Raw genomic sequence first — 20963 nt, forward strand, 5'->3', positions numbered from 1 at the left:
ATCGCGAAATCCGCGGTCCAATTGGCCGCAAACTACGTTCAAATACTCAAAGGGAATTTCTCACGCCATGGCTACCCACGACATAGACAAGGCAAAGGCAACCTACAGCAGCTTTATGAATGCGCTGAAATGGGCGGTGCCGATCATTGCGATCATCACCCTCATCGTCGTCATGCTTATCGCGGACTAAAGGCAGAAAAAATCACGTGAAAATCGCTGTACTGAAAGAGCGCGCGCCCGGCGAAACGCGGGTCGCGGCAAGCCCCGAAACGGTCAAGAAGTTCATTGCGCTGGGCAATGAATTCGCAGTCGAGAGCGGGGCGGGTTCTCATGCAGCGATATCCGACGATGCCTTCGCCGATGCCGGAGCAAGCATCGGCGATGCGGCTTCGTGCGTGAAGGACGCAGATATCGTCCTTGCGATTCAGGCACCCGAGGTGGCGCTGCTCGAAGGCGCAAAGCCCGGGGCATGGGTCGCGGCGCTGTTCGATCCTTTCCAGAAAGGCGAGCTTGTCGAGGCCTATGCGAAGGCGGGTCTCGAAGCGCTCAGCATGGAATTCATGCCGCGCATCACCCGCGCGCAGTCGATGGACGTGCTCTCCAGCCAGTCCAACCTTGCAGGCTATAAGGCGGTGCTGACCGCCGCCGACACCTATGGCCGCGCATTCCCGATGATGATGACCGCCGCCGGCACTGTGCAGGCGGCCAAGGTCTTCGTGATGGGCGTGGGTGTGGCGGGCCTTCAGGCAATTGCCACCGCCCGCCGCCTGGGCGCGCAGGTCTCCGCCACCGACGTTCGCTCTGCCACCAAGGAACAGATCGAAAGCCTTGGCGCCAAGGCGATCTTCGTCGAGGATGTCGAGGGGATCGAGGGCGAGGGCACCGGCGGCTATGCCACAGAGATGAGCGATGAGTACAAGGCCGCGCAGGCCAAGCTTGTCTCGGAGCACATCGCCAAGCAAGACATCGTCATCACCACGGCGCTGATCCCCGGACGCGCGGCTCCTGTGCTCATTACCGACGAACAGATCGCGACGATGAAGCAGGGCAGCGTAATCTACGATCTCGCTGTCGCACAGGGCGGCAATGTCGAGGGCTCGGTGCCGGACGACTTGGTCGAAAGGCACGGCGTGAAGATAATGGGCTACGCAAACACGCCCGCCCACCTTGCCGCCGACGCATCGGCGCTGTTTGCGCGCAACCACTTCAACTTCCTCTCCGCCTTCTGGGACAAGGAAGCGGGCAGACCCGAACTCGACGAGGAAATCGGCGACGCGATCCGCCTGACCAAGGGCGGTGAAATCGTGAACGAGAGGCTGAAGGGGGCCTAAGACATGGATTTCATCAGCATTCTCTCGATCTTCGTGCTGGCGTGTTTCGTCGGTTACTACGTGGTCTGGTCGGTCACCCCGGCGCTGCACACGCCGCTCATGGCGGTGACCAATGCGATCTCCTCGGTGATTATCGTCGGTGCGCTGATCGCGAGCGCGGAAGCAGGAAGCGCGACGGCGAAATATCTCGGCCTCGCGGGCGTGGTGCTGGCCAGCGTCAACATCTTCGGCGGCTTTGCGGTCACCGAACGCATGCTCGCAATGTACAAGAAGAAGGAGAAGTAAGAGATGAACTTCTCCATTCTTGCCGGCGCAGCCGACGCCGGAGCGACGCAGCCCTGGGTCCCGCTCGCCTATCTCGTCGCGGGCGTGTTCTTCATTCTCGCGCTGCGCGGTCTTTCGAGCCCCGCCACAAGCCGCCGTGGCAACCGTTTTGGCATGATCGGCATGCTCATCGCGGTGGTGACCACGCTCGTCACCCACGACATCGCCAACATTGCCGAGATCGGCATCGCCATGTTCCTCGGCGGAATTATCGGCGTGACGATCGCGCGGCGGATCGCGATGACAGCGATGCCCGAGCTTGTCGCAGGCTTTCACAGCCTCGTCGGCCTGGCTGCGGTGCTGGTGGGCTGGGCGGCGTACCTCAATCCGGGGGCATTTGGCTTGCTTGTGCCTTTTGTGGGAGACGGCCTGTATCCGGCGATCTATGAAGATCGATCCATGATTTCGGCGGTCTCTAAAGTCGAAATGGGCCTCGGCATCGCCATCGGGGCGATCACGTTCTCGGGCTCGGTCATCGCCTTCCTGAAACTTTCGGGACGGATGAGCGGCGCGCCGATCCTGTTGCCGCTGCGCCATGTCATCAACCTGGGCGTGCTCGCGGGCATAATCGTTCTCACCGGACTGTTCGCCGCGGCGAGCGGTCCCGAGGCCACGATGCCGCTGATCGTCGCGATAACCGTGCTCGCCTTTGCCATTGGCTTCCTGCTGATCATTCCGATCGGCGGGGCGGACATGCCGGTCGTGGTGTCGATGCTGAACAGCTATTCGGGCTGGGCTGCCGCAGCGATGGGCTTCACGCTCGGCAACAGCGCCATGATCATCACTGGCGCGCTGGTCGGATCATCGGGCGCGATCCTTTCCTACATCATGTGCCGGGCGATGAACCGCAGCTTCATCAGCGTGATCGCGGGCGGCTTCGGCGCGGAGGACAGCGCAGGCGCGGGGGGCGATCCGAGGGAGCAGCGGCCCTTCAAACAGGGCAGCGCGGAGGATGCGGCCTTCATGCTCGAACAGGCGGAAAAGGTCATCGTCATTCCCGGCTACGGCATGGCGGTGGCGCAGGCGCAGCACGCGCTGCGCGAAATGACCGATCTGCTCGAAGAAAAGGGTGTGGAGGTGAAGTTCGCAATCCACCCGGTTGCCGGACGGATGCCCGGGCACATGAACGTGCTGCTCGCCGAGGCTGCAGTCGATTACGACAAGGTGTTCGAGCTAGAGGACATCAACAGCGAGTTCGCCACCGCCGACGTCGCCTTCATCATCGGCGCGAACGACGTGGTGAACCCGGCTGCCAAGACCGACAAGTCATCCCCGATCTACGGAATGCCGGTTTTCGATGTCGAGAAGGCCAAGCAGATATTCTTCATCAAACGCTCGATGGGCGGTGTCGGTTATGCCGGGGTCGATAATGACGTCTTCTACCTGCCGCAGACGACCATGCTGCTTTCCGATGCCAAGAAAATGGTAGAGGAAATCGTGAAGGCGCTGGACTGATCCGATGCGCAAGATCGCAATCCTGATGCTAGTCGCACTGCTTGGCCTAGGTGCATGGATGTTTTTTCGTGAGGACGGGCTGCTCGAGCAGGTGACGGAAGCGCGGGTTGAACAGGCGTTGCTCGACAATAGCGTGCCACCGGAAATGGCAAGTTGCATGGCGCCGCGCCTCGTCGACCGGCTCTCGATTGGCCAACTCCGCAAGCTTGAGCGCATGGCTCCCCAGGACGGCGAAACCGCCATCCCGCTCTCGATGGGCGAGGCGATGGCGCGCCTTCGCCGTGTCGACGATCGCGAGGCGGTCGAGACGCTGGTGCGCGCAGGCGGCACCTGCGGCTTCGACCTGATGATCAAGCGCCTCTGACTTTCCTGCCGACCACCTGGCCCTACTTGCAATCCGTCTCCCTTGCGCCACAATACGCCGCGGAGGGAGATACAAATGATCAGACTGACCGTCGCCGCGCCCCTGTGCGCTCTGGCCCTTGCAAACACCGCGCCGGTGCTCGCCGAGACGCATACCGTTGCACCGGGCCAAGGCGCTCAGGAGCGTCTGCAGGAAGCCTTGATTCTGGCCCAGCCGGGGGATGAGGTCTTGCTGGAGGCGGGGCGCTACATGCTCACCGACGGGCTCAGCCTCGATGTCGACGGGGTTACCGTGCGCGGGGCCGGTGCCGACGAATCGGTCCTCGATTTCACCGGCCAGCAGGGTTCGGGGGAAGGACTGCTCGTCACCTCCGACGACGTCACATTGCGGGATTTCGCCGTCGAGAATGCGAAGGGTGACGGGATCAAGTCGAAAGGAGCCGACCGGATAATTTATCACGCGATCAGGGTCGAATGGACCAACGGCCCGGATGCGAACAACGGCGCCTATGGCATCTATCCGGTCGAAGCGAGCGATATCCTTGTACAGGACAGCTATGTTCGCGGCGCATCGGATGCGGGCATCTATGTAGGGCAGTCGGAAAACATTATCGTTCGGCGCAATCGCGTCGTCGAGAATGTTGCCGGCATCGAAATCGAGAACAGCAACAATGCCGAGGTGACTGAAAATCTGGCGACCAGGAATACCGGAGGCATTCTGGTCTTCGATTTGCCAGGCCTGCCAAAAGTCGGCGGAGGCAATGTCCTGGTCGCGCGCAATGCGGTGATCGACAACAACACAGACAATTTCGCGCCTGAAGGAAACATCGTCGCAAGCGTCCCCGCCGGAACCGGCGTGATGGTGATGGCCAACAAGGGGGTGCACATCAGCGAGAATGCGCTTGTCAACAATTCGACCAGTCACGTCATGATGATCGCCTACACACAAGAGTACAATGACGATCGCTACGAACCGCGACCTGTCGATGTGGTGATCAGTAACAACATCTACGGCACCGGCGGTTACGCACCCGATTTTGCAGGTGGCGACATGATTGCCGCCGCCATGGGTGGTGCCTTGCCACCGGTGCTGACCGATGGGCTCCACTCCAACTTCGTGAAGCTCGATACGGTGCCGGTCGTCTCTCTCGGCCTGAAGACGGTTGGACAGCCCTTTGCAGAAGCCCAGCCTCAGATACTCGCTCCGGTTCCGATAGTGACTGAGGTGAAGTTCACGCCCGTCGCACTTCCTGACGGTATGGAGGCGCGACTGCAGTGAGGCATTCGGTCGTCCTGCTGGCAGCTTCGGCGCTCGCATTCGGCGGGGCGATCGCGGGCGGGGCGGTTCCGCCTCCGGTGGTCGTAAACGATGCGCTGCTGCTCGGGGACAGCATGCCTCGAACGCTCGAGGAATTCGGGTTCTTCCGCAAACGCAATGGCACCGATCCTGCGCCGGGCGTCGTCCCATACGAGCTCAACACGCCGCTTTATTCGGATGGCGCGGACAAGCTGCGCTACATCTACCTTCCGGACGGCGAGCAGCTGGTAGCCGTTGGCGACGGCCTGCTGCAATTTCCGGTTGGATCGGCGATCATCAAGACCTTCGCGTTCGGAGAAGGCGCAAATCAGCGCTTCATCGAGACCCGGGTGCTGCTGCACCGTCCCGACGGGTGGTTGGCGCTGCCCTATCGCTGGAATGATGAGCAGACCGAGGCGAGGCTCGCACTCGCCGGCGCGCGGCTTCCCATCACAAGGCCCGACGGCAGCGAGATCAGCTACCGTGTGCCCAACAAGAATCAGTGCAAGACCTGCCATTCCATGGACGGCGAGGTGATCCCAATCGGCCCCAAGGCGCGCAACCTCTCTAAGGAGTGGCTCGCGCAGATGGTGGAGGCGGGGCGGCTGAGCGAGGTGCCTGCGGGCAGCGACTCCATGCCCGACTGGGCGGTTCGTGAAGGCGCCGATACCGCAGCGCTCGCGCGCGCTTATCTCGACGTCAACTGCGCGCATTGCCACCAGCCCGGCGGCGGTGCGTCGAATTCGGGGCTCGACCTCAGGTGGGAGCAGGACGAGCCTCATGCCCTCGGCATACGCAAGCCCCCGGTCGCCGCAGGGCGCGGGGCAGGGGGGCACAAGGTTTCTATCGCGCCGGGCGATCCCGATGCCTCTATCCTCGTCTACCGGATGGATTCCGCTGAGCCCGGCATTGCCATGCCCGAACTCGGTAAATCCACCGTGGATGAGGAGGGCGTTGCGGTGGTGCGCAAATGGATCGCGGAAATGAAACAGGGGAACGACGCGACGTGAAAAAATGGACTTTGCGGATCGTGTTCGGCCTCTTGGCCGCGCTCGTGATCGGATACATTCTCGCGCGAACGCCCGACACCGATGCGGTCGAGATGCGCGCAAAATACGGCGGTCCGCCCTCGCAATTTGTGCATGTCGAGAGCAGCGACCAGATCTTCCACGTTCGCGACGAGGGGCCGCGCGATGCGCCCGCAATCGTGCTCCTTCACGGTTCGAATTCGGATCTTCACACTTGGGACGAATGGGCCGAGGGGCTGAAGGACAGCTACCGCGTCGTACGCTTTGACCAGGTGGGCCACGGCCTTACCGGACCCGATCCGAATGACGATTACAGCCGCGCGACCTTTACCGAGGACATTCGCGCGCTCACTCACCGGCTGGGGCTTGAACAATTCGTGCTCGGCGGGAACTCGATGGGCGGAAAACACGCTCTCGCATTTGCCGCGGCTTATCCCGAGAGAGTTCTAGGTTTGGTCCTGGTGGATTCAGGCGGACCACCCGACCTTCGCGAGGAAAAGGACGACGGCGGCAATCTCGGTTTCACGATTGCGCGGACGCCGATCATCAATTCGCTCGCCGAGAGTATAACCCCGCGCTCGCTCATCAGGACGAGTCTCGAACAGACAGTGTCGAACAAGGCGATTGTATCCGATGCGATGGTCGACCGATATTGGGAGCTGCTGCGCTATCCCGGCAATCGGCGCGCGACAATGAAGCGATTTTCGACCGACTACGACCCTCTCGCCGAGGGTGAGATTTCCGGTATCGAAGTGCCGACGCTCATCATGTGGGGCGACGAAGATCGCCTGATACCGCTCGCTGCAGGCGAATGGCTCGATGAGCGCATGCCGGATAGTGAGCTGATCGTTTATCGCGGCATTGGCCATTTGCCGCAGAAAGAGGCACCCGAAGAGACGCTCCAGGACCTCAGAGAGTGGCTCGTTAAGGTCACATCAACCACTTAACCCGCGAAAATCTCGTACCAAACGGGACCCTATGGACGCGTTTCCCCGTTCATTGCAGAACGAGGCAAGCAAAAACGCGAGATTCGGGGAAAGTTATTTGCGCAAATTGGGTCTGATCGGGGGCATGAGCTGGGTGTCCACCGGCATGTATTACGACCGGATCAACCGGTTGGTGCAAAAGCGCGCCGCCCCGATGGCGAGCGCGCCGATGCTGATCGAGAGTCTGGATTTTCGCCAGCTCTACGCCCTCAAATCGGATACAGAATGGAAACGCGCCGCCCAAGTCCTGATCGAAAGCGCGAAGCGGCTGGAAGACGGCGGTGCCGAAGGACTGATTATTGGCGCCAATTCAATGCACAAGCTGCATGACGATATCGCCGCAGCGATCAACATTCCGATTTTGCATATTGCCGACTATGTCGGTGAGGCGCTCAAACGATCGGGGCACAAGAGCGCCGCGCTGATCGGTACGCGCAACGTCATGACCGAAAGCTTTTATCGAAAGCGGCTGGTGGCCCATGGCGTGGACTTGCTCCCGCCGGACATGGCGAATGTCGAAATTCTGGACCGCATCATCTACGATCAACTCATGGTCGGGAAAGTCACGCGCGATGCCGAGCGGGCGATGAAAACCATCATAACCAACAAGGCTCAGGAAGGTGCGAGTGCAATCGTTCTCGCCTGTACCGAGCTTGACCTGGTCGTCGACGTCGACGCGAACATTTTGCCGGTTTTCGATTCCACCCGTATCCATTGCGAGGCTGCGGCAAATTGGATTCTCGAACAGGAACTGGTGGAGTAACTTGCGTTTCACCCCTCGCGCGAAACATTCTGCCGCATCGCAAAATGATCGCGGGTGCATATTCGTTAACGCGCGACTAGTTGCACAACACGAATTTGTCATTTCTTTGTATTGGACAGATTCCGGGTCCTCGGGTCGCTAAGCCGGAGGCACCTGGGGCCGCTTTCCACCCCCCCCAATGCACCCGGAAGGCGGCCCCGCTTCTTCGGACATCGGCGATGGGACCGCACCGGCGTCATGCAACGTTCGCCATTCTCTGCGTGTTGCCAATCTGTTCCGGTTGAGCGCCAGCGCTCCCTGACCTAATCGCGAAACCGTGATGATCCGCGCTCCCTACGCGGCCGATCCGGCCAATCATGGCGGCCGTGAGTTCGGCCCCCGACAATCCACACATTCACACGGTTCCGCTGGCGCGGAAACGCGCGGTCCGCGAAGCGAATTCCAGCGCGATCGCGACCGGATCATCCATTCGATGAGCTTCCGCCGTCTCAAGTCGAAAACGCAGGTCTTCATCGCCCCCGGAGGCGACCATTACCGGACCCGGCTGACACATAGTCTGGAGGTCGCGCAGATCGGTCGCGTGATCGCTCGCGCACTCGGACTGGACGAGGATTTGACCGAGGCGCTGTGTCTTGCCCACGATCTGGGCCATCCGCCATTCGGCCATGCTGGCGAGGATGCGCTTTCCGAAGCAATGCAGCGCCACGGCGGTTTTTGCCACAATGCGCAGGCGCTGCGCACGGTCATGCGGATCGAGAGCCCCTATCCCGAGCATGACGGACTCAACCTGACCTGGGACCTGCTCGAAGGGCTCGCCAAACACAACGGGCCCGTGAGCGCGCCAAATTGGGCGCTTGCGGAACTGGACGAGGATTTCCCGCTCGAACTCGGCACATGGCCATCGCTCGAGGCGCAGATTGCGGCTGTTTCGGACGATATCGCCTACGACAATCACGATATCGACGATGGGCTTCGCGCGGGCTTTTTGGGGCTGGACGACCTCATGGAGCTCCCATTCATCGCCGATCAGTGGCGCGCGGTCGAAAAGCGCTTTCCACACGCCCCGCGGGAGCGCCAATTGCGCGAACTGATAAGAGATCAGATCGGCCTGATGGTCAACGATGTGATAGAAGATACGAAGAAACAGGTCGTGGGAATGGAATCGGTGGCTGACGTGCGCTCTGCAAATGGACAATCCGGCGGCTTCTCGCCCGAAATGTCGGCGCACGAGCGATCGTTGAAATCGTTCATGTACGAAAAGCTCTACTACCACCCCGAGCAGGTCGAAGCCGCGGGACGTGCACGCGATGTTGTAGCACGCCTGTTCGCCGCTTATTCGCAGGATGCCACGCTGATGCCGGGTGATTGGCAAGACCGTCTCCCCAAGCACGATCCCCAGCGCGCACGGGTAATCGCAGATTTTATCGCCGGGATGAGCGATCGGTTCGCGATGCAGGCGTGCACCGAAATCTATGGCGAGAGGCCGAAAGGGCTTGTGAATGTCTAATTTCAGGCGGCGCCCCTCCGACAAACGCACGATCGGGCGAAAATCGGCCGAGCGCATCGGCATGGTCGGCGCCACCGGCCTTATCGGACGGCGTGTGATCGAGATTTCCAGCGCGAGCGAATACACCCGGATCGTGGGGATTGCGCGGCGTGAGATCAAGCTTCCCGAAGGCGCACGGATGGAGATGTTCGTTGCAGAGCCTTCGAAATGGGGCGAGGTGTTCGAGGCGTTGAAGCCGCGCTCTTTCATCTGCGCACTCGGTACGACCTGGAAGAAGTCTGGCCGCGACGAAGAAGCATTTCGCGCCGTCGACTATGATCTCATCGTCGAAACCGCCGAGGCGGCCCAGGCTGCAGGCGTGCTCAACATGGTGCTGATCAGCGCGGCCGGCGCCGATCCGACCTCCAAGAACCTCTACATGAAGGTAAAGGGCGAGACCGAACGGGCCGTGTCGAAAATCGGGTTCAAGCGGCTCGATATTCTTCGCCCCGGCCTGCTTCGGGGTGCCCGCGAAGGCGATTTCCGGTTTGCCGAAAAGGCCGCGATGACGGTCGCACCGCTGGTCGAACCGCTGCTGCCGTCAAAGTATGAAATGTACCAGTCGATCGATGCCGACCTCGTCGCCGAGGCCGCGCTGGGTCTTGCGATGCGGCGTGCTGCCGGACGGTTCACGCATGACAATGTGGCGATGAAGCGCGCCGCGCGCGAATGGCGAGCCAAGGCCGACGCGACGATCGTACACGAAGAGTGATGGACTGGACGCTCGTATTCGGCGCGGTCAATATGCTTGCGCTGCTTGCATGGGTCGCGCTCATTGCGCTTCCCCGCTGGCCCGCACTGCTTTCAGGCATCCTCTACCTCGGCGTTGGGCTGCTCTGTCTGATCTATTCGGCGGGACTGATTGCCGTGCTCACCGGGCTGGTCCCGGCGGGCGAGGGCGGTGCTGATTTCTCCACGATCGAGGGAGTCCGGTCGATTTTTGCGAGCGACGCGGGGGTTGCAATCGGCTGGACACACTATCTCGCTTTCGACCTGTTTGTTGGCCTGTGGATCGCGCGTGATGCCGATGCGAAGCTCTTCTCGCGCTGGCTCCAGGCGCCGATCTTGCTCGCCACCTTCGTTGCCGGGCCGCTCGGCCTCATCATCTGGCTGCTGGTTCGCGAGCCGCGCGCGCGAGCCTCGGGGCGCTGGCAATAAGTTAAATAGTGGATTCCGAAGGCCCAGATGCCTAGTCCTGGTGCAAACACGCATTGGGAGACAAAACGCATGGGCTGGGAAGGCACGGTCAAACGCGATCCGCATCACACCTTCATCACTTTCGACGAAATCCTAGACTTCTGGGCGAAAGAGCGCCCCGACGGACCGGCGTTCGAGCAGGAAGGACGGATCACCTCCTATGGCGATCTTGATGCAAATACCAGGCGACTGATCGGCTTTTACAAGTCACTCGGGATCGAGAAGGGTGACAGGATCGCCTGGCTCGGCAAGAATTCGGACCTCTACTGCCAGCTTTACCTCGCCGCCGCGCGCATGGGCGCGGTCATGGTGCCGATCGGATGGAGGCTCGCCCCGCGGGAAGTCGCCTACATTCTCGAGGATACAGGCGCCAAGCTGGTATTCGTCGAAGAGATGTTCGCAGACTGCGCCGAGCAGGCCTGTAAGGACTTACCCGCCAAACCGAAAATCATCGGCGATGCCGAGGCACGCGCGGCGATGGCAAAGTCCGAACCGGCGGATTACCACCCGCCTGACCCGGGCGAGCCCATCCTCCAACTCTACACGTCCGGCACGACCGGGAATCCGAAGGGCGCGGTGCTTTCCAACGCCAACCTCCTCGGCCTGCGCAATCCGGGCAATGAAGTGGGGCTAGCATGGAATTTCTTCGAGCCGGACGACTGCATGCTCATCGCCATGCCCTGCGCGCATATCGGCGGGACGGGCCTGATCAACATCGCGGTCGCCAACGGTATCCGCAGCCTCGTGCAGGCGGAATTCACCCCTGTCGGCGTGCTCGAGGCGATCGAGAATGGCGCGACGCACATGTTCATCGTGCCCGCCGCGCTCCAGATGGTCGTCCAGCATCCGCGCGCTGCGGAAACCGACTTCAGCCACCTGAAATACCTGATGTATGGCGCTGCACCGATGCCTCTTGCGCTGTTGCAGGAAGCGGTGAAAACAATGCCGAATGCAGGCTTCCTGCAAGCCTACGGCATGACGGAGACGAGTGGCACCATTTCGATCCTGCCGCCCGAGGACCACACACTCGAAGGCAATGAGCGCATGCGCTCGGCGGGCAAGGCGGTGCCGGGGGCACAGATCGAGGTGCGTGGGCCGGATAACAAGGAGGTGCCTCGCGGCGAAATCGGCGAGGTCTGCGTGAAGTCACCGTCCAACACGGACGGCTATTGGAAACTTCCCGAAGCAACTGCCAGCACGATCGATCCCGATGGCTGGCTTCACACCGGCGATGCCGGCATCATGGATGAAGACGGCTACGTCTATATCCAGGACCGGATAAAGGACATGATCATTACCGGTGGCGAGAACGTCTACCCGGCCGAAGTCGAAAACGCGATCTTCGGCCACCCTGCCGTCGCGGAAGTCGCGGTGATCGGCGTGCCGTCGGACAAATGGGGCGAAGAGGTGAAGGCCTGCGTCGTCGCCAAGCCGGGTCACGAAATCGATGCGGACGACATTATCGGCTATGCGCGTGAACGCATTGCCGCATTCAAGGTGCCCAAAAGCGTCGATGTGATCCCCGAAATGCCGCGCAATCCATCGGGCAAGATCCTGCGCCGGCAATTGCGCGAACCCTATTGGGAAGGTCAGGAGCGGCAGGTCTCCTGATCGGTTTCATTTGACTTGAAACGCCACGCCCCCGCCACCTCGCGCAACCGCGAGCCGATCGCCGCGGTGCTCGAAGAGGAGCTGCCCGAAAGCGGCCTCGTGCTCGAAATCGCCAGCGGTACGGGCGAGCACGCGGCCTACTTCGCATGGCGTTTCCCGGCGCTCGACTGGCAGCCGAGCGACGTCGATCCATCCGCCCTGAGTTCGATCATCGCTCGCCATGCCGAATATTCGGGCGACAATCTGCGCTATCCCATTGTGCTTGATGCCGGGCGTCCGGAGACCTGGGAGGTTTCGCGCGTCGATGCCATCATTTGCATCAACATGGTGCACATCAGCCCGTGGGAGGCGACCGAGGGGCTTTTCGCCGCCTGCGGAGAGGCGCTGGGCAATTCGCAAAACGTCGCCGCGCCGCTGATAATTTACGGCCCGTTTCTCGAAGCGGGGACGAGGACCGCACCCTCAAACCTCGAATTCGACCAAAGTTTGCGCGCCCGCAATCCCGATTGGGGGCTGCGTAAGGTCGAAGATATTGACGAATTGGCGGCGCGCGAAGGTCTTGCCCGCACCCGGCGGGAGGAAATGCCGGCCAACAACCTGATGCTCGTCTATCGCTGCATCTGAGCCCGAGCGGCTCAGTCTATGGCCTTTTCGCCCGCTTCGCCGACCGATTTGATGTCTTCGCCGAGCCCTTTGACGGTATTGCAGGCGGCTGAGGTGAGCGTGAGCGCAGCGAGTGCAGCTGCAATAACGGTTTTGCGGATCATGTTCGTCTTTCCAATGTTCACTAGCTGACGCTCTTATGCCCGCTTTTTCCGCTGGTTCCTAATCTGCGACGGGTTGAGGCCTGCTTCGGGCGAGTTGCCTTTCGCGCCATGCGATGAGCACGCCCGCCCCGACGATGAGCGGAGCGCCGAGCCACAGGCCGGGGCCGGGCGGTTGATCGAAGACGGTGTAGCCGTAGAACGTGGCCCAGAGGAGCGAGGTATAGTCCATCAGCAGGATCACCGCCGCAGAACCGAAGCGCAGCGAGGTGGTGAGCAGGATCTGGGCCAGTGCGCCGCACAGCGCCATCGCGATGATGATCGCCCAGACTTCGCCTGAATGCGGTTCGTAGACGAAGGGCAAAGCGAGCGCCGCGATCGGGGTGGTGAGCAGCACGAACCAGAAGACGATACTCCACGGCGCTTCGGTTGTGTTCAAATCCTGGATCTGGAAACTGATGAGCGCGACGAGGAACGCCGCGACGAGCCCCACCGCCGCACCGAAGGGATCGACAAGGTCGCTGCCGCCGCCGATGAAGCTCGGCTGCGTGATGAGCAGCACGCCTGCAAAGCCGAGCACGACCGCGCCCCAGCGGTAGATCCCGACCTTCTCTCCGAAGAGAATGACCGAAATCATCACCGCGAAGAATGGCGCGGTAAAGCTGATCGCGGTCGCTTCGGGCAGGGGCAGGAGCATCACAGCGCCGTAAACGAAGAACATGCCGGTAAGGCCATAGATGGCGCGGCGTGCATGCGCGGCAAAGCGCTTCGTCTTGACGCTGGCGAGCTTGCCCCATGCGGCGAGCAGGACGACGACGCAAAGAAGCGTAATCGCCTGCCGCCAGAAGACGAGTTCGGCAAGGTGGACGCCCTTTTCGCCCGCGAGCTTGACCAGCATCGCCATGGTCGCGAGCACCGCCGCCGTTGCGAGGCGCACGATCAGCGCGAGCATCGGGCGAGGGCGGGCGACGGAACCATCCATGGCTGGCGGATTTAGGGCTGCTTGGGGATTGCGCAAGCGGCGTGTGGCTCTACATCGCGATTGCCATGAACCTTTGGGGCCAATTCCTGTTGCTAAGCGATGCCGCGCAACTCGCCGTCTTCGGCGGAGGCTTCTGGGTGCTCGCGGGGTTTTGCGGGCTGATGGAGCGGCGGCGCAACAAGGGGCGAAACCTCGCGCGGCTGGAGAGGGTCGGCTTCATGCCATGGACGACGTTGTTCGTGCTGTTCGCAGTTATCGGCGGCGGCATGCTCGCGATGAGCCTGCCGGTTGTGCTGGGCAACCTGTGAAGGGCTTTCCTACAATGCGTTGCCCGTGCGATCAGGGTGGCGCTCTTTGACAGCCAAATAACCCTGCCCAAGCCCGAAAGCGAGTTGGACAAGTGTCAACTTCGCTATCTTGGTACAAATATCCGATTTATAACGAGAAATCGTGAATTTGGCCGGTTGACACGGTGTCAACTTTGTCAATTTCGCTATTCATTGATCGACGCCAAAGGCGTCGCAAGCGCGACCGCGCGTCGCCGCTTTTGCGACGGATGCGAAGCAGGCCAATGGCCAACCCAAGCGAGCCGGTTGGCTCGCGCCCGGCGATTGAGGGCGGCCTGCCTTACAGGCAGGCTTCAAGGTAAGCCTGGTCAAAACCGAACTGGCGAGCCTTTTCGAGCGTGTAGGGACGCAGACCCGACGAGCGGAATTCGCCCATGATCTTGCCGTCTTCGCTCTCGTCGAGATATTCGAACTTGAACAGCTCCTGCGTCACGATCACGTCACCTTCCATGCCGATCACCTCGGTGATGTTGGTGGTACGGCGCGAACCGTCGCGAAGGCGCTTTACCTGCACGATCAGGTCGACCGATTCTGCGATCTGGCGCGAGATGGCTTCCTTCGGGATCTTGATGTCGCCCATCAGGATCATGTTTTCCATACGGCCGAGGCACTCGCGCGGCGAGTTGGCGTGAAGCGTACACATCGAGCCGTCGTGGCCCGTGTTCATGGCGGCGAGAAGGTCGAAACATTCGGCGCCACGAATCTCACCCAGGATGATGCGGTCAGGACGCATACGCAGGGCGTTCTTAACAAGGTCGCCGATGGTGATCGCGCCTTGGCCTTCAAGGTTGGGCGGACGGGTTTCGAGCGGCAGCCAGTGGGGCTGTTGCAGGCGAAGTTCGGCGGCGTCCTCGATAGTGAGAACGCGCTCGCCCGGGTCGATCATCTTCGACAAGGCGTTGAGCATGGTCGTCTTACCAGAACCGGTACCGCCCGAAATGACGATGTTCATCCGGCATGCGCCCGCGATTTTCAGCGCGGTGCACATCTTCTCCGACATCGAGCCGAATTCCTTGAGCATGTCCAAGGTGATCGGCTTTTCGGAGAACTTACGAATCGAGATCGCGGTGCCGCGCAGCGAGAGCGGCGGCACGATCACGTTCACACGCGAGCCGTCCTTCAAGCGGGCGTCGGCAAGCGGTGTGGTCTGGTCGACGCGGCGGCCGACCTGGTTCACGATGCGCTGCGCGATCTGGAAAAGGTGCTGTTCGTCGCGAAACTTGATCGGCGCGATGACCAGCTTGCCCTTTTTCTCGATGTAGGTCTGCTCAGGGCCGTTGACCATGATATCGGACACGTCCGGATCGTTCAGCAACTCTTCGAGCGGACCGAAGCCCAGAAGCTCGTCGATCAGGACCTTTTCGAGCGCGAACTGTTCGCGGCGGTTGAGCGTGACCTTCAGCTCGGCCAGAACTTCCATGATGATCGGACGGAACTCTTCCGACAGCTCTTCCTTGGTGAGCGTCGCGGCGGCTTCCGGATCGACACGTTCGAGCAGGCGCGGGAGCACCTGCTCCTTGATCTTGTGAACGCTGGCTTCGAACCCGCCCTGTTCTTCGGGCGTATGCACCGCATTCATGCGTTCGGAAAGGCGCTCCATCGCATCGGCGGTGTTCTGCGGTTTGGAGGAGGGGGGAGGCGATTTCGATTCAGCTTTCTCACCTTCACCCGGGAGCGGCGGGAATTGTTCGCCGCCTGCAGATTCCTCGCTGGAAGGCTTTCCGCCCTTCATCGGGCGGGCCACGCCAAATGCCGGGCGTCCACCCGGCTTCATGCCGCCTGCACCGCCTTTTTTACCGAATGCGCTCATTCGTAGCCCCCAGGGTCAATAACAATTCATCCCCAGCAATGCCCTCACATGGAGAACAGTGCCTCTCGGAATGTGGTGAATAATTCGGAAACCTTATTTTTTTCCTAAGGCTGGCTGCTCCCACGACAACGCACCGGCTTCGGGTTTGAAGCCGATCACGAAGGCGGTGCAGCACGCTTTTTCCAACTCTGATTGACGATCGGGTTCCTGCAGAATTCAAAGAACCCACCCGGGCCTTGGTATTTCCGCATCTATCTCATGCGTGGAGCTGCCTGAAAATGTACCCACAGGCGAATGCGTAAGCGTTAACCATCTCATCAAGACTTTGCGCTAGGGGATCGCACAGGAATTCTTCGGGATTAACGCCGTGGGTAATCGGGATCCGCTCCCGGTTGAGACAGGCAAATACATCCTGCTGCCGAGAGGATCGGGTCCAAATGACCTCCAGCACACAGACCATTGGATCGGGCGGGAGCATCGATAATCGTCCCACCGGCGCGATCGAAGCCGAAGTCTGGCCCCTGAATTCCGTCGTGACGTTCGCGGCGCTTGCGATTGCGCTTTTGGGTTCGCTCCAGCTGTTTTACGGATCGTTCTACTCCGTTCACACAGATCTTGCCGGCGCGGCGCTTTCGGGCCGACTTGCTGTAACGCTGGGCGAGAGCTTCCGCGATTACAGCCTCTATTTCCCCCCGGCAGAACGGGCGTGGTTCAGTATGTCGGTTTGGCTCAGCGATCTCACCGGATTGCGGCTCGACCTCGCGGTCATGCTGCAGACCGGGATCGCGGTCTTGTTTTCTACAGGGCTTGCCTTTCACATTCGCCGCGTCACAGTCGGTGCATCGCCGCTGTTTCTGGTCGGATCGGTCGCAATTCTTGTAATCTTGCCGATCCTCTACAAGAACGTCTTCGGATTGCGCGAACACATGGTCGTCTTGGGACTGTGGCCCTATCTTGTTCTTCGCGTTTCGGATCCCGACAACACCCGGACAGGCTGGAAGACGCGCCTCGTAGTCGGTGTGTGGCTCGGTGCCACCTTACTGCTGAAATACCTCTATGCGCTCGTAGTCCTCCTCGTCGAACTGGCGGACGCAGCACTCCGCCGCCAGCCGCTCGCATTGTTCAAGATCGAGAACCTCGTGTCCGGTGCGATGGTTGCGACCTATCTCTTGTTCTGGCTGGTTCTCGATCCCGCTCAACGCGAAGCAATCGGCGCAGTGGTCAGCGCGATCGATGCGAACCTCACAGGCACGCAGATCAATATCGAACAGGCGGCGATCCGCATGGCGCTTTCGCTGTTCTTCCTGTTGCTAGCCTTCGCGTTCAAGATTCCTGCGAGGGTGACGGTAATCGGTCTTGCAATGGTGGTCGCAGCGATAATCGCAGCCTGGATCCAGTCGCGTTGGTACACGCACCATCTCTTTCCCGTGACGATGGCCTACCTTGCCTGGTTCTGGATGGCACGGGTCCATCTGAAGCTCTTGTGGCAAGTCGCGATCATTCTGCTGATCCTGCGTCCCGTGGTAGGAGAGCTGCGTGCCACATTCGTCTACCAGAGATCGGCAAACGAGCTTTACGAGGTGATGGAAAAGTCCGGGCTCTCGGTCGAGCAGAAGCGGGTCGGAATGCTCACAATGCATCCATCGCCGTTCAACCAGTTCCTCGCCTCGCATGGCGCGCTGCGCTGGAATGCGAGCATGAACAATTCCTATGTAGCATCCGAGCTCAAGCCGCTGGACCGACCGGAAAACGCTGGCCGCGCCATGCCTGCCATCACCCTCGACGATCCGGGCCGTCAGTTGTTGCACGATGAAATGCTTCGCCTATGGGAGGACATGCCGCCCGACGTGCTGATCCTCGACGAGAGCACGAGCTGGCCACTTCGCCATGTCGAGGTTGAGTGGGAACGGGTCTTTGCCGAAGACGAACGCTTCAATGCCATCCTAGACCAGTATGAACCGGTCTTCGAACACGAAGGCGAGTGGACGAAATTCCGATATTACGTCCGTTCCGACAAGAATCGGTAGGTACGGTCAAACGAGCGCCGACCACTCCAGCGGTTCGCCGCGCTTGAGATCGCGCGCTGCAGTGCGATCGAGCACTTCGGGAAAGTGTTTGGGTGCAAGCCCGTGTCCGGGCCGGATCGATCGGACATTTTGCCGCGTAAGCTTTTCGCCTGCAGCGACATCCTCCACCACGTAGAGCGAACGGCGGAACTGCACCGAAGCGCTTTCGCTGCCTTGCAGATCATAAGTCGCCTGGCCAAGCGCACGCCACGCGCGCTTGCAGTCTTCAACCAGGCTCTTGAACTCGTGCGGTTCCAGACTGAAAGCAGAATCCGGGCCGCCATCGGCGCGGGCAAGCGTGAAGTGTTTCTCCACCACGCAGCCTCCAAGCGCGATCGAGGCAACCGCCACCGGCGATCCGAAAGTGTGATCTGACAGCCCTGAAACGACGCCGAAACGTTCTGCAAGGTCGGGAACGGTGCGAACGTTCGATTGCTCGTCAGGGGCGGGGTAGGAACTGACGCAGTGCAGGAGAACGATTTCTTCGCACCCGTTTTCTCTTGCAGTCTTCACCGCTTCGCCGATCTCGTCGAGATTCGCCATACCGGTCGATATGATCATCGGCTTGCCCTTTGAAGCACAGTAGGCGACCAACGGCAGGTCGACCGCTTCGAACGAAGCGATCTTGTAAGCGGGTGCGCCAAGCTCATCGAGCAGGTCGACCGCGCTGGTGTCGAAAGGTGAGGAAAACAGTGTCACACCAAGCTCTTTCGCCCGGCGAAAGAGCGGCTCGTGCCATTCGAACGGCGTCTGCGCTTCGCCGTAAAGATCGTAGAGCGTGCGACCGTCCCACAATCCGCCCTCGACCTTGAATTCGGGTCCATCGTGATCGATCGTGATCGTGTCGGGCGTGTAGCTCTGGATCTTGATCGCATCGGCACCTGTCGCCGCGGCTGCTTCAAGCAATTCGATGGCGCGGTCCAGGCTGCCGTTATGGTTACCGGACAACTCGCAGATGATGTAGGGCTCGTGGTCGGGTCCGATAGGGCGACCCGCAATGCTGATTTCGGGCATTCTTGTCATGCCAGTTCTTTCTTCATTTCTGCGCTCGTAAGCTTTTCGCGTCGCCCCGAGCGGATGATCTCCAGCGCCGACGCGTAACCGCAGTTCATCAGAAGATCGATGATGCTCATATGGCTTGTGAACCGTTCGCCTGCCTGGCGATATTCCGGGTGCGCGAAGTTGTGATACCAAAGTGCGACCCCCGATCCGGCGAACGCGCCGGCTTCGTTGTCCCGCTCGATGTATCCTGCGCTGCCCTGCGCCGCGAGGTAGGAATCTGCACCGATAACCCGGCAGATAGCTAGCAGCCGGTCATCCTTGCGACCCTCCGCACCCTCAAGTTGCGACGACCGGTTGAAGGGTGTTTCGATACCGAGGCGTTCGGCTGTTGACCGGATAAAAGCCATGTTGAGCGCGCCAATCGTCGCGTGCTCCGCCGACATAAGCTCCTCGATTTGAGGGAAGACCTCGGAAAAATACGGCGCCTTGCCGTAGGTATGACGGATCGTAGCGAGGTGCGTCTTGCGCCATTTCGGATTCGGATCGATTGCCGTGTTCGCAAAAGTATTTTCGCCGATCTGGCTATGCCCGGTCAGAGGAACCGTCAGGAAAGCCTCACCATTCTGACCGATGATGCGATTGCGCACCCCCCAGCTGCGTTTGAGAACTTGGGCATCGTCGAGGAAGACGAAGTGATCGACCGTATCGATAAGGTCGAAATATCCGATCCACGGCAAATAGGTCGGCTGCATGATCGCGCAAATCATAGTGCCGCCAGGATCGCTTGCATTTCGAGCGCCTTCTGCAAATCAGCTTCCACTTCGGCGAACTTTTCACCCTTTGCGTAGGCTTCCCATGCGCCTGCGACAAAAGCGTCGCCTCGTTCAGCCTTGAGCGCAGCGCGCAGCTGGCCAAGCTTATCAATCGTGTCGGTCGAATGGTAGAGCCAGCGCGGCTTTACGGTCCGGTAAAGCAGATCTCCGATCGCAAGTTGACCGTCGAATCCTCTGAGCAAACTGTGGATTTCGCGATGGAGATCAATTTCTTGGGGTTTTGTCACGCATTCGGCTGTCAGCAAGGTGCTACCGCCACTTTCATAGATGTATACGCGGAAACAGCTACCTTCTGCGGTGAAATTCTGGACATAGAATGGCACAGGCCCGGTCCAGTCGACCTTGAACGCATGGGTCGCGAATTTGCGTGCAGGGGCGCGGGGCGCTTCGAGCCCCATAGCCTTGAACAGCGGCATCGGGCTCGCTGCCCACACGATCAGGTCTTCGCGCGACCACTCGTTCAGCACTTTCTTCGGGTTGGCGAGCCTGCGTTCATGGATGCGCACGCCAATGGCTTTCAGTGCGCGGCGGCACTGCCGAAACATTTCGGTGAAACCACCGACTGGGAGGCTGGCTTTCGCGTTGTTCGAATATCCCCAGAGCGAGCGCGGGATGCCGAACAATTCATCGGCCAGATCATCGGTGCGCTTTGCTTTCGCGAGAGCATCGAGATCGGGGCCTTCCGGGAAAACGCGGTTTATCGCGAGAGGGATCGCTGAATCTTTGTGCAAGCTCGCCGGATCGCAGCCGACATGCCATTCCACATAGCGAAAGAGCGGCTCGGCGATCGACGCGTCGAAGCAGCCTATCCGGTCCGCAAGGCTGTCACCGCGAAGGGTACCAAGCTTGATACTGGATGCCTTCATTGATGGTCCGCCAAAATCATGGAGACAGGTGGGATTTTCGAGCGAGCCACTGACCGAGCCGAATGTATTGTCGAATTCTTCGAACTTCACGCCATGCGCTTCGAGCAGACTGCGTATGGGGTCCCCTTCAGGACCGAAGTAAATGCAGCCTTCGCGCATTTCGCGCCCGTCACGAAGCTCGGGCTGTGCAATCCCGCCCAGCCTGTCGAGCCGTTCGTAAAGGTCGATATCCCGCGCGCCCATTCGGTGCGCCTGAAACGCGGCGAGAATGCCGGTCAGCCCGCCCCCGACGATCCGGACGCGCGGCGCAAAGGGGGCGACACCCTTGCCACCGAAAGAATCCGGGAATCTGGCATCGCGATTGTGATGTTCGGCACGCATGGCCGAAGGGA

Annotated in this window: 22 protein-coding genes; 16 read left to right on the forward strand and 6 right to left on the reverse strand. The window is 60.5% G+C overall.

Annotated features, from left to right (window positions below; all coding sequences use genetic code 11):
- Window positions 1–67: 67 nt before the first annotated feature.
- The 14 genes from FIU90_RS06360 (at window position 68) to FIU90_RS06425 (ending at window position 12525) form a co-directional block, all read left to right on the forward strand.
- On the forward strand, window positions 68–190 hold the full coding sequence (locus FIU90_RS06360; protein ID WP_172970197.1) for an aa3-type cytochrome c oxidase subunit IV: 123 nt from the start codon (window positions 68–70) through the stop codon (window positions 188–190).
- A 16-nt stretch (window positions 191–206) separates the two neighbouring features.
- Window positions 207–1331 (forward strand): NAD(P) transhydrogenase subunit alpha, encoded by a 1125-nt coding sequence (locus FIU90_RS06365; protein WP_152434022.1) that lies wholly within the window; start codon window positions 207–209, stop codon window positions 1329–1331.
- Window positions 1332–1334: 3 nt separating this feature from the next.
- Window positions 1335–1616, forward strand: a complete 282-nt coding sequence (locus FIU90_RS06370; RefSeq protein ID WP_152434023.1) for an NAD(P) transhydrogenase subunit alpha — start codon at window positions 1335–1337, stop codon at window positions 1614–1616.
- Between the two features lie 3 nt (window positions 1617–1619).
- Window positions 1620–3110, forward strand: coding sequence for an NAD(P)(+) transhydrogenase (Re/Si-specific) subunit beta (locus FIU90_RS06375; RefSeq protein ID WP_152434024.1), 1491 nt, complete (start codon window positions 1620–1622; stop codon window positions 3108–3110).
- A 4-nt stretch (window positions 3111–3114) separates the two neighbouring features.
- The gene (locus FIU90_RS06380; protein ID WP_152434025.1) at window positions 3115–3474 is read left to right on the forward strand and encodes a hypothetical protein; all 360 of its coding nucleotides are present in this window, start codon (window positions 3115–3117) and stop codon (window positions 3472–3474) included.
- A 75-nt stretch (window positions 3475–3549) separates the two neighbouring features.
- The gene (locus FIU90_RS06385) at window positions 3550–4752 is read left to right on the forward strand and encodes a parallel beta-helix domain-containing protein (RefSeq protein ID WP_152434026.1); all 1203 of its coding nucleotides are present in this window, start codon (window positions 3550–3552) and stop codon (window positions 4750–4752) included.
- The gene (locus FIU90_RS06390) at window positions 4749–5780 is read left to right on the forward strand and encodes an SO2930 family diheme c-type cytochrome (protein WP_152434027.1); all 1032 of its coding nucleotides are present in this window, start codon (window positions 4749–4751) and stop codon (window positions 5778–5780) included. Before FIU90_RS06385 ends, FIU90_RS06390 begins: the two co-directional genes overlap by 4 nt.
- Window positions 5777–6745 (forward strand): alpha/beta fold hydrolase, encoded by a 969-nt coding sequence (locus FIU90_RS06395; protein ID WP_234029652.1) that lies wholly within the window; start codon window positions 5777–5779, stop codon window positions 6743–6745. Before FIU90_RS06390 ends, FIU90_RS06395 begins: the two co-directional genes overlap by 4 nt.
- A 97-nt stretch (window positions 6746–6842) precedes the next feature.
- Window positions 6843–7547, forward strand: a complete 705-nt coding sequence (locus FIU90_RS06400; protein ID WP_152434029.1) for an aspartate/glutamate racemase family protein — start codon at window positions 6843–6845, stop codon at window positions 7545–7547.
- 319 nt (window positions 7548–7866) lie between these two features.
- Window positions 7867–9054 carry a deoxyguanosinetriphosphate triphosphohydrolase gene (locus tag FIU90_RS06405; RefSeq protein ID WP_152434030.1) on the forward strand — a complete coding sequence of 396 codons (1188 nt, stop codon included), beginning with the start codon at window positions 7867–7869 and terminating at the stop codon, window positions 9052–9054.
- Entirely contained in the window at window positions 9047–9805 is a 759-nt protein-coding gene (locus tag FIU90_RS06410) for an NAD(P)H-binding protein (RefSeq protein WP_152434031.1), read from the forward strand. Before FIU90_RS06405 ends, FIU90_RS06410 begins: the two co-directional genes overlap by 8 nt.
- Window positions 9805–10251: an ABA4-like family protein gene (locus tag FIU90_RS06415; RefSeq protein ID WP_152434032.1), complete on the forward strand. Its 447-nt coding sequence runs from the start codon at window positions 9805–9807 to the stop codon at window positions 10249–10251. Before FIU90_RS06410 ends, FIU90_RS06415 begins: the two co-directional genes overlap by 1 nt.
- 69 nt (window positions 10252–10320) lie before the next feature.
- The gene (locus tag FIU90_RS06420) at window positions 10321–11901 is read left to right on the forward strand and encodes a fatty acid--CoA ligase (RefSeq protein WP_152434033.1); all 1581 of its coding nucleotides are present in this window, start codon (window positions 10321–10323) and stop codon (window positions 11899–11901) included.
- A 15-nt stretch (window positions 11902–11916) separates the two neighbouring features.
- Window positions 11917–12525 carry a DUF938 domain-containing protein gene (locus FIU90_RS06425; RefSeq protein WP_152434034.1) on the forward strand — a complete coding sequence of 203 codons (609 nt, stop codon included), beginning with the start codon at window positions 11917–11919 and terminating at the stop codon, window positions 12523–12525.
- 11 nt (window positions 12526–12536) lie between these two features.
- Here FIU90_RS06425 and FIU90_RS06430 read toward each other — a convergent pair whose 3' ends face one another.
- Together FIU90_RS06430 and FIU90_RS06435 are read right to left on the reverse strand one after the other, a co-directional pair.
- Window positions 12537–12668, reverse strand: coding sequence for an entericidin A/B family lipoprotein (locus FIU90_RS06430; RefSeq protein ID WP_172970198.1), 132 nt, complete (start codon window positions 12666–12668; stop codon window positions 12537–12539).
- Between the two features lie 58 nt (window positions 12669–12726).
- Window positions 12727–13647, reverse strand: a complete 921-nt coding sequence (locus FIU90_RS06435) for a DMT family transporter (RefSeq protein ID WP_152434035.1) — start codon at window positions 13645–13647, stop codon at window positions 12727–12729.
- Between the two features lie 65 nt (window positions 13648–13712).
- Between FIU90_RS06435 and FIU90_RS06440 the strand changes: the two genes are divergently transcribed.
- The gene (locus tag FIU90_RS06440) at window positions 13713–13955 is read left to right on the forward strand and encodes a hypothetical protein (protein ID WP_152435729.1); all 243 of its coding nucleotides are present in this window, start codon (window positions 13713–13715) and stop codon (window positions 13953–13955) included.
- A 319-nt stretch (window positions 13956–14274) separates the two neighbouring features.
- On the opposite strand, the gene FIU90_RS06445 is transcribed toward FIU90_RS06440, so the two are convergent.
- Entirely contained in the window at window positions 14275–15804 is a 1530-nt protein-coding gene (locus FIU90_RS06445; RefSeq protein WP_152434036.1) for a CpaF family protein, read from the reverse strand.
- Window positions 15805–16241: 437 nt separating this feature from the next.
- Between FIU90_RS06445 and FIU90_RS06450 the strand changes: the two genes are divergently transcribed.
- Window positions 16242–17831 (forward strand): hypothetical protein, encoded by a 1590-nt coding sequence (locus FIU90_RS06450; RefSeq protein WP_152434037.1) that lies wholly within the window; start codon window positions 16242–16244, stop codon window positions 17829–17831.
- A gap of 6 nt (window positions 17832–17837) precedes the next feature.
- Here FIU90_RS06450 and pseI read toward each other — a convergent pair whose 3' ends face one another.
- Genes pseI through FIU90_RS06465 form a run of 3 tightly spaced genes read right to left on the reverse strand, consistent with a single transcriptional unit; the run spans window position 17838 to window position 20952 of the window.
- Window positions 17838–18893 (reverse strand): pseudaminic acid synthase, encoded by a 1056-nt coding sequence (gene pseI / locus FIU90_RS06455; protein WP_152434038.1) that lies wholly within the window; start codon window positions 18891–18893, stop codon window positions 17838–17840.
- The gene (locus tag FIU90_RS06460) at window positions 18890–19624 is read right to left on the reverse strand and encodes a WbqC family protein (protein ID WP_172970199.1); all 735 of its coding nucleotides are present in this window, start codon (window positions 19622–19624) and stop codon (window positions 18890–18892) included. Before FIU90_RS06460 ends, pseI begins: the two co-directional genes overlap by 4 nt.
- A gap of 11 nt (window positions 19625–19635) precedes the next feature.
- Entirely contained in the window at window positions 19636–20952 is a 1317-nt protein-coding gene (locus tag FIU90_RS06465; protein ID WP_152434040.1) for an NAD(P)-binding protein, read from the reverse strand.
- Window positions 20953–20963: the final 11 nt, after the last annotated feature.

This window comes from Erythrobacter sp. THAF29 (genome assembly GCF_009363635.1).
Classification (GTDB): domain Bacteria; phylum Pseudomonadota; class Alphaproteobacteria; order Sphingomonadales; family Sphingomonadaceae; genus Erythrobacter.

Bases quoted from the DNA above. Each gene is read 5' to 3' on its own strand.
- FIU90_RS06445 (WP_152434036.1), bottom strand. From the start codon at position 15,804: ATGAGCGCATTCGGTAAAAAAGGCGGTGCAGGCGGCATGAAGCCGGGT.
- FIU90_RS06375 (WP_152434024.1), top strand. From the start codon at position 1,620: ATGAACTTCTCCATTCTTGCCGGCGCAGCCGACGCCGGAGCGACGCAG.
- FIU90_RS06415 (WP_152434032.1), top strand. From the start codon at position 9,805: ATGGACTGGACGCTCGTATTCGGCGCGGTCAATATGCTTGCGCTGCTT.
- FIU90_RS06450 (WP_152434037.1), top strand. From the start codon at position 16,242: ATGACCTCCAGCACACAGACCATTGGATCGGGCGGGAGCATCGATAAT.
- FIU90_RS06430 (WP_172970198.1), bottom strand. From the start codon at position 12,668: ATGATCCGCAAAACCGTTATTGCAGCTGCACTCGCTGCGCTCACGCTC.
- FIU90_RS06360 (WP_172970197.1), top strand. From the start codon at position 68: ATGGCTACCCACGACATAGACAAGGCAAAGGCAACCTACAGCAGCTTT.
- FIU90_RS06385 (WP_152434026.1), top strand. From the start codon at position 3,550: ATGATCAGACTGACCGTCGCCGCGCCCCTGTGCGCTCTGGCCCTTGCA.
- FIU90_RS06435 (WP_152434035.1), bottom strand. From the start codon at position 13,647: ATGGATGGTTCCGTCGCCCGCCCTCGCCCGATGCTCGCGCTGATCGTG.
- FIU90_RS06410 (WP_152434031.1), top strand. From the start codon at position 9,047: ATGTCTAATTTCAGGCGGCGCCCCTCCGACAAACGCACGATCGGGCGA.
- FIU90_RS06465 (WP_152434040.1), bottom strand. From the start codon at position 20,952: ATGCGTGCCGAACATCACAATCGCGATGCCAGATTCCCGGATTCTTTC.
- pseI (WP_152434038.1), bottom strand. From the start codon at position 18,893: ATGACAAGAATGCCCGAAATCAGCATTGCGGGTCGCCCTATCGGACCC.
- FIU90_RS06440 (WP_152435729.1), top strand. From the start codon at position 13,713: ATGAACCTTTGGGGCCAATTCCTGTTGCTAAGCGATGCCGCGCAACTC.
- FIU90_RS06405 (WP_152434030.1), top strand. From the start codon at position 7,867: ATGATCCGCGCTCCCTACGCGGCCGATCCGGCCAATCATGGCGGCCGT.
- FIU90_RS06380 (WP_152434025.1), top strand. From the start codon at position 3,115: ATGCGCAAGATCGCAATCCTGATGCTAGTCGCACTGCTTGGCCTAGGT.
- FIU90_RS06420 (WP_152434033.1), top strand. From the start codon at position 10,321: ATGGGCTGGGAAGGCACGGTCAAACGCGATCCGCATCACACCTTCATC.
- FIU90_RS06370 (WP_152434023.1), top strand. From the start codon at position 1,335: ATGGATTTCATCAGCATTCTCTCGATCTTCGTGCTGGCGTGTTTCGTC.
- FIU90_RS06460 (WP_172970199.1), bottom strand. From the start codon at position 19,624: ATGCAGCCGACCTATTTGCCGTGGATCGGATATTTCGACCTTATCGAT.